The 12,080-nt window shown below is 40.7% G+C and carries 9 protein-coding genes and 1 pseudogene; 2 read left to right on the top strand and 8 right to left on the bottom strand.

Annotated elements, in window-relative coordinates; translation table 11 throughout:
• Positions 1–92: 92 nt before the first annotated feature.
• From pheT to PGX00_RS09290, 3 genes and pseudogenes are all read right to left on the bottom strand, one after another.
• Positions 93–2,480 carry a phenylalanine--tRNA ligase subunit beta gene (gene pheT, locus PGX00_RS09300; protein WP_272135532.1) on the bottom strand — a complete coding sequence of 796 codons (2,388 nt, stop codon included), beginning with the start codon at positions 2,478–2,480 and terminating at the stop codon, positions 93–95.
• Between the two features lie 18 nt (positions 2,481–2,498).
• Entirely contained in the window at positions 2,499–3,482 is a 984-nt protein-coding gene (gene pheS / locus PGX00_RS09295; RefSeq protein WP_272135530.1) for a phenylalanine--tRNA ligase subunit alpha, read from the bottom strand.
• Between the two features lie 294 nt (positions 3,483–3,776).
• Positions 3,777–4,891: pseudogene (locus PGX00_RS09290) on the bottom strand (bacteriohemerythrin).
• Positions 4,892–5,102: 211 nt separating this feature from the next.
• Between PGX00_RS09290 and PGX00_RS09285 the strand changes: the two are divergent.
• Together PGX00_RS09285 and PGX00_RS09280 are read left to right on the top strand one after the other, a co-directional pair.
• Positions 5,103–5,528 (top strand): GNAT family N-acetyltransferase, encoded by a 426-nt coding sequence (locus PGX00_RS09285; protein ID WP_272135528.1) that lies wholly within the window; start codon positions 5,103–5,105, stop codon positions 5,526–5,528.
• 64 nt (positions 5,529–5,592) lie between these two features.
• On the top strand, positions 5,593–6,675 hold the full coding sequence (locus PGX00_RS09280; RefSeq protein WP_272135526.1) for a PQQ-dependent sugar dehydrogenase: 1,083 nt from the start codon (positions 5,593–5,595) through the stop codon (positions 6,673–6,675).
• Positions 6,676–6,797: 122 nt separating this feature from the next.
• On the opposite strand, the gene rplT is transcribed toward PGX00_RS09280, so the two are convergent.
• The 5 genes from rplT to PGX00_RS09255 all read right to left on the bottom strand — a co-directional run bounded on the left by rplT (position 6,798) and on the right by PGX00_RS09255 (position 11,912).
• Positions 6,798–7,151 carry a 50S ribosomal protein L20 gene (gene rplT, locus PGX00_RS09275; protein WP_171754615.1) on the bottom strand — a complete coding sequence of 118 codons (354 nt, stop codon included), beginning with the start codon at positions 7,149–7,151 and terminating at the stop codon, positions 6,798–6,800.
• Positions 7,152–7,188: 37 nt separating this feature from the next.
• On the bottom strand, positions 7,189–7,383 hold the full coding sequence (gene rpmI / locus PGX00_RS09270) for a 50S ribosomal protein L35 (RefSeq protein WP_272135522.1): 195 nt from the start codon (positions 7,381–7,383) through the stop codon (positions 7,189–7,191).
• Between the two features lie 136 nt (positions 7,384–7,519).
• Positions 7,520–8,044 carry a translation initiation factor IF-3 gene (gene infC, locus PGX00_RS09265; RefSeq protein ID WP_272135520.1) on the bottom strand — a complete coding sequence of 175 codons (525 nt, stop codon included), beginning with the start codon at positions 8,042–8,044 and terminating at the stop codon, positions 7,520–7,522.
• Positions 8,045–8,074: 30 nt separating this feature from the next.
• On the bottom strand, positions 8,075–10,003 hold the full coding sequence (thrS, locus tag PGX00_RS09260; protein ID WP_272135518.1) for a threonine--tRNA ligase: 1,929 nt from the start codon (positions 10,001–10,003) through the stop codon (positions 8,075–8,077).
• Positions 10,004–10,280: 277 nt separating this feature from the next.
• On the bottom strand, positions 10,281–11,912 hold the full coding sequence (locus tag PGX00_RS09255) for a peptide ABC transporter substrate-binding protein (protein ID WP_272135515.1): 1,632 nt from the start codon (positions 11,910–11,912) through the stop codon (positions 10,281–10,283).
• Positions 11,913–12,080 lie beyond the last annotated feature (168 nt).

Genomic DNA, 12,080 nt, shown 5'->3' with positions numbered 1-12,080 from the left:
GCTAAGCACATTTATTACCTGCAAAAATCGCACAAAAAAATAGGCCTCATTCGAGACCTATTTTTATTCATCGTAATGAACATACATGCTGTTTAATCGCGAAGGGCTGCTCCGAATTGCTCAGACACAGCAGTTACGATTGCATCTACTGCACCAGCAATATCAGCATCTTCTAGCGTGCGTTCTACAGACTGGAGAGTCAGAGCGATAGCAAGGCTTTTCTTACCCTCTTCTACACCCTTACCAACGTACACATCGAAGAGTTTAGCGTCCGTTAAGAAGTCGCCACCTGCTTTTAAACAAGCCGCCACAACATCACCAGATGCTATCTCGTCAGAAACAACTAATGCGATATCACGACGGTTAGCTGGGAACTTAGAAACAGCTACCGCTTCCGGAAGTATACGTGTATTAATAGCAGACCATTCGATTTCAAAAACGATAGTATGACCATTCAAACCAAATGCGCGCTCTAATTCTGGATGTACCGTACCGATTACACCGACTTCTTTGCCGTCCACCACAATAGCAGCAGCTTGACCTGGATGCAGAGCTGGGTGCTTCGTTGCAGCAAAGCTGTAGGCAACTTCATTAGAAGTAAGTTCTAATACCGCTTCCAAATCGCCTTTTAGATCGTAAAAATCAACGGTGTTGTTTTCAATATCCCAATGTTCTTCAGAACGGCTACCTGCAATGACGGCTGCGAGCATTGATTCTTGACGCATACCATTTTCTGCGGTTTCGTCCGGAATGAAACGCAGCCCAGACTCAAACAATCTAACGCGAGGTTGTTGACGCTTTTGATTGTGAACAACCGTATTTAGCAAACCCTGAATGAGACCAAGTCGCATCGCTGACATGTCAGCAGAGATAGGGAACGGCAAAATTAACGGCTCTACACCCGGAACAACTAACTTTTGTTGTTCTGGCTCAACAAAACTATACGTAATCGCCTCGTGATAACCACGGTCGACAAGTAAATCTCTCACGCGCTTAAGTGGCTGATTCGATTCTTTATGAAGATTCATACTTAAACCAGCGATTGGGGCTTGATTTGGTATGTTGTCATAGCCGTAAATACGACCTACTTCTTCAATCAAGTCCTGCTCTATCGCGATATCAAAACGCCAAGAAGGTGAAACAGCTGTCCAGCCATTCTCTGTTTCTGAAACATCGCAGCCAAGACGAGTAAGAATCTCAACAACATCAGTTGATGGGATCTCATGGCCTAATAGCGCGTCTAATTTTGAACGACGAAGTGCCACCGTATTTGCTTTTGGAAGATTTTCTTTAGACTCAAAACCAGCTATAGGACCGGCTTCACCGCCACAGATTTCAACAAGCAGTTGAGTAGCACGCTCCATACAATCAGTTTGACGAGCATAGTCAACGCCACGCTCGTAGCGCATAGATGCGTCTGTGTGCAGGCCATAACTACGAGCACGCCCACGAATAGCATCCGGAGAAAAGAAAGCACATTCTAGTAGCACGTCTTTAGTTTCTGTCGTAACACCTGAGCCTTCACCACCAAAGATACCACCAATTGCTAATGGCTTGTTTTGGTCACAAATAATCAGGGTATCGCTGTTAAGTTCCGCTTCGTTGCCATCTAAAAGTGTAAGCTTTTCACCCTGCTCTGCTAAACGAACAATTATGCCACCTTCAATTTTATCCAAATCGAAAGCATGCATTGGTTGGCCTTGCTCAAGCAAAACATAGTTGGTGATATCTACAACCGGGTCAATGGATCGAATACCGCAACGACGCAATTTTTCTTGCATCCAAATAGGTGTTTCAACTTGAACATTTACGTTCTTAACTATACGGCCAAGGTAACGTGGGCAAGCATCAGCTGCCTTAACTTCAATTGAGATAGTTTCGTCAATACTAACATCAACCGCATCAAATGATGGTGACTGAACTTCTGCTCTATTTAACACGCCAACTTCTCTTGCTAGACCACGAATGCTAAAGCAGTCAGCACGGTTAGAAGTTAGGTCGACATCAATTGTAACATCTTCTAGATCTAGGAATTCTCGGAAACATGTTCCTATTTCAGCATCTTGAGAAAGTTCCATGATGCCATCAGATTCAACATCAATACCCAGTTCAGAAAATGAACAAAGCATGCCGTGTGAAGGCTGACCACGTAGCTTTGCTTTTTTAATTTTAAAATCACCAGGCAGAACGGCACCTACAGTAGCGACTGCCACTTTGATACCTTCACGACAATTTGGAGCACCACATACAATGTCTAAAAGCTCGTCGGCTCCAACATCGATTTTAGTGACACGAAGTTTATCGGCGTCTGGGTGTTGCCCGCACTCTATAACTTTACCTACTTTAACACCGCTAAAGGTACCTGCTACTGGTAGAACGTCATCTACTTCTAAGCCAGCCATAGTGATTTGATGTGTTAGCTCGTCTGTAGTAACAGTAGGGTTAACCCACTCACGTAGCCAAGATTCACTGAATTTCATTGTTCGACTGCCTCTGAATTACTTGAATTGTTTTAGGAAACGAAGGTCGTTCTCAAAGAACGCACGTAGGTCATTGACGCCATAACGAAGCATTGTCAAACGTTCTACACCCATACCAAATGCAAAGCCTGAATATTTTTCAGGGTCAATGCCAACGCTGCGAAGCACATTTGGGTGTACCATACCGCAACCTAAAATCTCTAACCATTTACCATTTTTACCCTTTACATCTACTTCTGCAGAAGGCTCTGTGAATGGGAAATACGATGGGCGGAATCGAACCTCTAAATCCTCTTCAAAGAAATTACAGAGAAAGTCATTCAAAATACCCTTAAGTTGAGCAAAGTTAACATTTTCGTCAACTAACATACCTTCAACTTGATGGAACATTGGCGTATGTGTTTGATCATAATCATTACGATATACACGACCAGGTGCAATAAAGCGCAACGGTGGTTGACGTTCTTCCATCGTGCGGATCTGTACACCTGAAGTGTGCGTACGAAGCATCAATTTTGGATTAAAGAAAAAGGTATCGTGGTCTGTACGAGCTGGATGATCGTCAGCGATATTTAGAGCGTCAAAGTTATGAAAATCATCTTCAACTTCAGGACCAGATTCTACTGTAAAGCCTAACTCACCGAAAAAGCTTTCAATGCGCTCTATAGTTCGAGTAACTGGATGTAAACCACCATTTTCAATGCGACGACCCGGAAGCGTAACGTCGATAGTCTCAGCAGCGAGTTTCGTTTCTAACTCAGCTCGTTGCAACGCTTCTTTACGAGCAGCAATAGCTTGTTGAACGGCACCTTTCGCTTTGTTGATCTCTTGACCAGCAGTACGGCGTTCTTCAGGTGGAAGTTTACCTAGGCTCTGAAGTTGAGCAGTTAGCTCACCCTTCTTTCCTAGAAATTGAACACGCACTTCGTCAAGTGCAACTAACGATTCAGCGGTATCGATAGCTGATGTTGCGTTAGCAATGATCTCTTGTAGATGTTGCATCTTTTCCTCATCTACCTTGCGGTAGTGTCCATAATAAGGGCGTTTTGGTCTTTCGAAGTAGGTCTACCACTTTGAAAGATCAACACGCCCAACGTTTTAAACTTAATAGCTGTACATAGTAATCAAACCGAGACTTAAAGCCAAATTGAATCTACATTAATCGACTGTTAAAATTCAATTTGTTGAGAATTTATTCGTATTTCATCACTCGCCTTACTCTCAACGCAAAAAACGCCTTTTAAACGGCGTTTTTATATTCGATTCGGCATGTTTTTACACTATGTTTCGTTATACCTATCCATTAGACTGTATGGATTTTACACAGTTTTTTCCGGAATGCTTGGCAAGATAAACAGAGTCATCAGCCAACTTAATCAAGTCACTCACGTCTGATGTTGATTCAGAAAGTACCGCTACACCAACACTAATGCTCCCTTCCCAACAATAATCGTCGTAAGGTAAGCGTATTTTTTTACTTCATTATGTACAGCACAAGCTAACTCAAGGCCTTGGTCCAAATTTAATCCCGGACATATAACGATAAATTCATCACCACCGAGCCGACATACTGAATCCTGTGATCGGAAATTGGCTTTAAGAACCTTAGAAAGATCTACAAGCACAATGTCACCAGCATCATGCCCACAGTTGTCGTTTACTTCTTTGAATTTATCGACATCTATTATCATGCAGACTAACGGTTGTTTTGTTGATAAAGCTTTGTCCCACTGGTTGGCCATTTCTTCCATTGCATAACGACGGTTAGGTAATTGAGTTAACGCATCCGAATAAGATAATTCTTCCAGCTTTTTGTTTGCTAGTGACAATTCTTGAGTTCTGAGTTCAACTTTCTCTTCAAGCGACTGATTCAATAATATAAGCTCTTTATTTCGAGCAGATACTTGTTCAAACAGCGTTTTTAGCGCTTTCAACAATGGTCCGATAGCCTCATCGTGTTCGCGCTCTTCATTGCCATAAGCTTCATCAGGACTGAGCCCAGCTTCTATAGCACTCACTTGCCTAGCCATGTTTTGATCACTACCTAAAATATGATAAACCAGCCATTGAATTAAGAAGTCCAATAGTTGTTTAGATAAATCTTCACTTTTAAGCTGAAGTGAGCCAGAAAATTCTTTTAGATCATTTATAAATTTTTGATGAGATTGATGATGTTCTTCAAAATGCGTTGACGAAATCCCTGCTCGTTTCATCAAAATTTCTTCTTTATGAAAATGATACGAGGTGTATTCTGTTACTTCATTTAACGCCTTTTTTGCTTCGTCTATGGAGAAGTCATTTTCTGCTATCAACTCTCCGTATCTATTAACCAGTTCCACTAGGTAAAGATGTTGCTCATCAACTTCTTTAATACCCGTTTCAAAATTCTTATCCCACTGAAATGACTGCATCTAAAACTCTCAATGTATGACTGCTGTTTCTTATTGTACTGAATGAATCGAGTTGAATATATTAACACAATAGTAATTTAAGATTTATCATCAATATATTTAAGGGATTTTCGTGAATCAAACCCGATTTTTTAGCATTAAGAACCGAGCTTAGATAGAATACTCGCACGTTCGTTAGCAAATTAATTAAATGATTAGGTTAGATAGAATAATGGAACAAATATTCTGTGGTGCTATAAACCAAGATAACGAAAAACAGATTCGTCATATAAGAAATAGTGTCTTCACTTATGAACAAGGAGTTGATCCTGACATCGATTTCGATGGCCAAGATGCGATAGCCATTCACACTATCATTTTTGTACACAACGCAGCTGTTGCAACAGGAAGAATACTTAAGGATGGTCATATAGGCCGAGTTGCCGTACTCAAGCCTTATCGGTCTTTTGGCTTAGGAACAAAGGTAATAACCGCGTTGCAAGAATATGCGTCTAAGAATAACTATCCACGAATCTATTTAGGATCTCAACTACATGCTGAACCGTTCTATACAAAATTAGGATTTAAACGGTTTGGTCAGCAATATACCGAAGCGAATATTGAGCATATTTCTATGCAAAAATATCTAGCAGACTAAAACATCGCAGTATATTTCGACTACGCTTTTATTATTGAAAAAATAAATACAAGAAGATGTCGAAATGAATCGTTTATGCATTCTCCTGCTTTTGTTGTCACCTATTAGTTACGCAGAACAAAAATTTACTTTTCAAAGAGTTACCCAAGGACTTAACATCCCTTGGGGATTAGCATTTACAGATAATGACAATCTCATCATCACTGAACGCACTGGTGCTATTAAACACCTCAATATAGCCAGCGGAGAGATTTCGTTATTATTTCAAATCCCTAACCTGAACAATAGAGGACAAGGTGGATTACTCGATATCGCAGTTTCTCCTCAAGACCCATCTAAACTTTATGTTACCTATACAAAATCAACAGGGAAAGGACTGGCAACGACCCTAGCGAAAGCTAACTATCAGAATGGCAAATTGTCGGGCTTTAAAGATGTGCTGGTAACCGATTCAGCAACAGATACTTCCCGACATTTCGGTTCAAGAATTTCTTTTGACCTTAATGGGCACCTCTATTTTTCAATTGGTGATCGCGGTGTTAGAGAAAATGGACAGGATAATAGCAATCACTCTGGCACGATATTACGCCTAAATTTAGATGGAAGCATACCTACGGATAACCCTTTCTTTAAAGAAACTAATACAAGAAATGAAATTTGGAGCTACGGCCACAGAAACCCTCAAGGTCTTTATTTTGATAATTTAACAAAGAAATTATGGTCCATAGAACACGGCCCTAGAGGTGGTGATGAGATTAATGAAATAAAGAAAGGTGCAAACTACGGTTGGCCTATTACTTCTCACGGAAAAGAGTATTGGGGCCCTGTTGACGTTGCAGAAGACACAGAAAGACCAGGTATAGAGCCACCAAAGTTAGTCTATATACCTTCTATCGCCCCTAGCAGCCTGATTCTGTATCGTGGCGATCACTATCCTGCACTTAACGGAAAATTGTTAGCAAGTGCACTTAAGCTGACACATATCAACATTATTTCATTTCAGCCAAATGGAACACTCATAGAGACAGGCCGAATTGCTAATAACTTAAAACAGCGAATTCGTAGTATCACGACGAATCCAAAAGGCGAGATATTTTTCAGTACCGACGATGGCAACATATATCGGATTGCTTTAAAAGATAACTAATACCGCAGACATTAATTATGTAATCAGAATGGATTAGCTATAACAACTGATGAGTTATTATCTAATAGGTATAAAAAAAGAGACCATAAGGTCTCTTTTTTAAAGTCTGTATAACTGTCTAATTAAAGAGCAGCTTTCGCTTTTTCTACTAAAACTGCAAATGCAGCTTTGTCGAATACAGCGATATCAGCAAGGATCTTACGATCGATCTCGATAGATGCTTTCTTAAGACCGTTAATGAAACGGCTGTAAGATAGACCATTTTGACGAGAAGCAGCGTTAATACGAGCGATCCATAGTTGACGGAACTGACGCTTTTTATTGCGACGGTCACGGTATGCATATTGACCAGCTTTTGTAACTGCTTGGAAAGCTACACGATAAACACGTGAACGTGCTCCGTAGTAACCTTTAGCTTGCTTTAGAACTTTCTTGTGAGATGCACGAGCTTGTACACCACGTTTTACGCGAGGCATTATGTCTCTCCTAAACTATTAATTAAACTAAAAAGATTTAAGCGTATGGCAACATACGCATAACACCAGCTACTTCACATTTAGGAAGTATTGCGTTAGGACGTAGTTGACGCTTGTTCTTAGTAGTACGCTTAGTCAGGATGTGACGTTTTGTAGCGTGCTTGAACTTAATACCACCAGCAGTTTTCTTAAAACGCTTAGCAGCACCTCTATTGGTTTTCATCTTTGGCATGGATGAAGAACTCCGCATTGTTAGGTTTAATTTAACTTTAATCGTTAATAAACATAGTTAATAAACATAGTAATTAGGGCGAATAAAATCCCGCAACGGTAACCGCCGCGAGACTAAACTACTTGTAGGCCTTTAATTACTTCTTTTTAGGGGCTAACACCATAATCATTTGTCGACCTTCTATTCTCGTTGGGAAAGATTCAACAACAGCTAATTCTTCTGTATCCGCTTTCAAACGATTTAGAACTTCGACACCGATCTCTGGGTGTGCCATTTCTCGGCCACGATAGCGAATTGTTACCTTCACTTTGTTGCCTTCTTCTAGGAAACCAGTCAGGTTGCGTAGTTTTACCTGATAGTCTCCAATATCAGTCCCAGGTCGGAATTTTATTTCCTTAATCTGGATCTGCTTTTGCTTCTTCTTCTGCTCTTTAGCAGCTTTGCTCTTCTCAAAGAGGAACTTGCCATAGTCCATCACTCGACAGACAGGTGGCTCGGCGTTTGGACTGATCTCTACGAGATCCATACCAGATTCTTCTGCTGTAGCTAGAGCATCAGCAAGACTTACGATACCTACTGGCTCACCATCTGCGCCAGTCAAACGTACTTCACGTACGCCACGAATTTCACCGTTTAAACGGTGCAGGTTTGGTTTGGCCACTTGCTGGCCACGTCTTCCGCCTTTAATAGTTTATTCCTCCAGATTAAGCTTACGGGTAGAAACCTCAACTTGAAGATTGCTTATAAAGTCTTCAACTTTGATCTTACCGAGGTCTTTACCTTTTCGAGTTCGTACTGCAATTTCGCCAGCTTCCATTTCCTGGTCACCACAAACAAGCAGATACGGTACACGCTTTAAAGTATGTTCGCGGATTTTAAAGCCTATCTTCTCATTTCTCAAGTCCGCTTTTGCTCTAATTCCCGATTTTTGCAATTTATTTACAACTTCTTTAACGTAATCAGCCTGTTTATCCGTAATATTCATAATAACGGCTTGTTCAGGTGCCAACCACGTCGGGAAAAATCCTGCGTACTCTTCGATAAGAATTCCGATAAATCGCTCTAAAGAACCCAAAATCGCGCGGTGAATCATTACAGGAACCAATCTTTCGTTGTTTTCACCAACGTAAGTTGCTCCTAAACGACCAGGAAGGTTGAAATCAAGTTGAACTGTACCACATTGCCATGCACGATCTAAACAGTCATGTAAGGTAAATTCAATCTTAGGGCCATAAAATGCCCCCTCACCTTCTTGGATTTCATATTTAATATTAAGATTTTCTAAAGATTCTTTAAGCGCTTCTTCGCTGCGATCCCAAATCTCGTCACTACCTACACGTTTTTCAGGTCGTGTTGATAGCTTAACCTCAATCTCTTCGAATCCAAATGTTTTGTATACGTCGTATACCATTTTTATACATTCGGTTACTTCTTCTTGAATCTGCTCTTCTGTACAGAATACGTGTGCGTCATCTTGTGTAAAGCCACGTACTCGCATTAAGCCATGTAAAGCGCCTGAAGGCTCATTACGGTGGCAAGAACCAAACTCAGCCATTCTTAACGGCAAATCACGATAAGACTTCAAACCTTGGTTAAAGATTTGAACGTGGCCCGGGCAGTTCATCGGCTTGATAGCATACTCACGGTTTTCTGAACTTGTGGTAAACATGGCATCTGCATATTTATCCCAATGACCAGAACGCTCCCAAAGTACGCGGTCCATCATTAGTGGACCTTTTACTTCTTGATAGTTGTATTCGTCAAGTTTCGCTCTTACAAATACTTCTAAGTCTCGGAAGATAGACCAACCATTATGATGCCAGAATACCATACCAGGTGCTTCTTGCTGCATGTGGAAAAGGTCAAGGTGCTTACCGATTTTACGGTGATCGCGCTTGGCTGCTTCTTCTAAACGAGTTAGATGTGCTTTCAATGCTTTCTTATCATGGAACGCTGTACCATAGATACGTTGCAGCATTTTATTGTCGCTATTACCACGCCAGTATGCGCCGGCAACGTTTAGAAGAGTAAAATGCTGACAAAAGCCCATGTGTGGTACGTGAGGTCCACGGCACATGTCAATATACTCTTCATGGTGATAAAGTCCCGGACGATCGTCTTTAGCAACATTCTCATCTAGGATAGCAATTTTATAGCTTTCACCGCGTGATTCAAAAGTATCACGCGCTTCTTGCCAGCTTACGTTCTTTTTAACAACCTGATATTTGGTTTTCGCAAGCTCTTTCATGCGTTTTTCTAATGCATCAAGATCTTCTTGGGTAAGAGAGTGCTCTAGGTCAATATCATAATAAAAACCACTATCGATCGTTGGACCAATCGCCATTTTTGCTTCTGGGAACAACTGCTTAATTGCATGGCCAAGAAGGTGGGCACATGAATGACGCACGATTTCTAATCCATCTTGTTCATCTTTCGCAGTGATGATTTCAAGACTCGCATCATTTTCGATAAGATCACAAGCATCTACACGATTGCCGTCAACACGGCCAGCTATGGTTGCTTTTGCAAGACCAGGGCCGATAGAAGCTGCGATGTCCATTGTTGAAACAGGGTTATCGAATTGACGTTGACTACCGTCAGGAAGTGTAATTACTGGCATTTTATATCCTTCACAGTGGTGTTGCGTACCAAGCAACACATGCTAATTTAAATTAGTTGGGCTCAATAAACATCTCTCAGTAATACGTATACCGGACGTTTATCAAGGGAGGGGATTTTACGCGCTTAATTTGAATTTGCATAGTGTGAATGTACTGGCAATTCAACTTTTTAACTGAATGGGTACTCTAAAAGCTATTTTAGAAAAAAAGAGCCCTTATTTGCTCGCTAAAGTTATGCAAAGTTGGGTATGGAACCTGTCCATACCCAAACTGTTGTTAGTTGGATTTGATATAAAGATCTTTGGAATAGATTCTACCTTCTGCGTTATGCATCGGGAATCCACCAATTGTTGGCCTGACTAGCCTTGCTTGCATATAAAAATAGATAGGCGCTATAGGCATATCTTCAGCAAGTATCGATTCTGCTTGATCATAGTATTTATTCCTTTCCTGCTCGTCAGTTGCCATTTGGGCTTTTGAAATTGCAGAGTCATAATCACTATTTTTATAAAAGGCATAATTTCTTTCATTGTCTGATGTAAACAGACTTAAAAAAGTTGATGCTTCATTATAATCACCACACCAAGATGCTCTAAGAATATCAAAATCACCCGATTTCCTAGAGCTAAGATAAGACTTCCACTCTTGGTTTTCGGGGGTGATTTTTGCATCTAGGTTTTTTTCAAGCATAGATGCAATCGCAATAGCTATCGTCTTATGGCTTTCACTTGTGTTATACAACAGCTTTGCTTCTATAGGCGTCGATTCAACATAGCCCGCCTCTTTGGTTAGTTGTTTTGCACTCTCTTCGCGTTCACTTTGAGACCACTTACCGTAATCAGGCATAGTCGCTTTGAACCCTGCTACATCTTTATGCGCAAAGGTAAACGCAGGTACATTTCCTACCGTCGTAATCCCATTTGTGATCACATCACGTTTAATCGAATAGGCCACAGCTTTACGAACTTTAGGGTCATCAAACGGTTTATGTTGTGTATTAAACGCATAATAGTACGTACATAATAGAGGAGTTACGCGGTAATCATCTGGGTGAGTTTCTCTTAGTTTTGTTGCCATTTGCGCAGGCACATCTGATGTCATGTCAACTTCACCTGTTTTATAACGATTTAGTGCTGAATTTTGGTTTTCGAACGGTATATAAGTGACGTGATTCAAGATTGTATTAGCGTTGTCCCAGTATTTATCGTTTCTCTCAAGTTCTATACGCTCATTAATCACCCATTCCGTCAATTTAAATGCACCATTAGAGACCATTGTTTCAGGCCGAGCCCATGTATCTCCGCTTGCTAATACTGTTTTAGAATGTAATGGCATCATAGCGGTATGTGCCGTCATCGAAATAAAATACGGCACTGGTTTTTCTAGTTCAAATTCTAACGTGTAGTCATCTATCGCTTTAACACCCAAAGAATCAACTGGCTTCTTACCTTCAATAATGGCTTTGGCATTCTTAATTTCGGTTAACTTTAAATACCACGCATTTGGCGACGCAAAATTGGGGTCAACAACACGGTGTAAGCTAAACAGAAAATCGTTTGCAGTTACAGGGTCACCATTTGACCAGCGCGCATCTTTTCTAAGGTGAAATCGATACACCTGATTGCCACTATTGTCCCATTTTAAAGCAACACCCGGTGTCACTTTGCCGTTTTCATCCTGAATTACCAACCCTTCAAATAAATCACGTAGTATATGAATTTCAGGCATACCTTCAGCTTTTAAGGGGTCCAACGTTGCCGCTTCTGCATCATTTCCCCTAACTAAAACTTGATTTTTTGCTAGTGAGGTTCCTTCTGGCACATTTGCTGCTTGCACTTCTACAAATGAAGACAGCGACAGTATTAAACTCGTCACTATTGATAAAGACGTTTTAGCATTGATTTCCATTGTTCATCCTTGAATATTGATAGGTATATAGTATAACCAATTGAGTAATCGGGATTAATACAGGCAAATAGCAGTTAAACTGTCTATACCTGTAAGATAGGGTGCCACATGTAAGCATATCAGTTTGTGTTGACTGTCGTTTTTAACAAAGCTCACATTATTAAAGGA

This window comes from Vibrio algarum, from assembly GCF_028204155.1.
In the GTDB taxonomy this organism is placed as follows: domain Bacteria; phylum Pseudomonadota; class Gammaproteobacteria; order Enterobacterales; family Vibrionaceae; genus Vibrio; species Vibrio algarum.
This window is presented reverse-complemented; position numbering and strand designations above follow the sequence as displayed.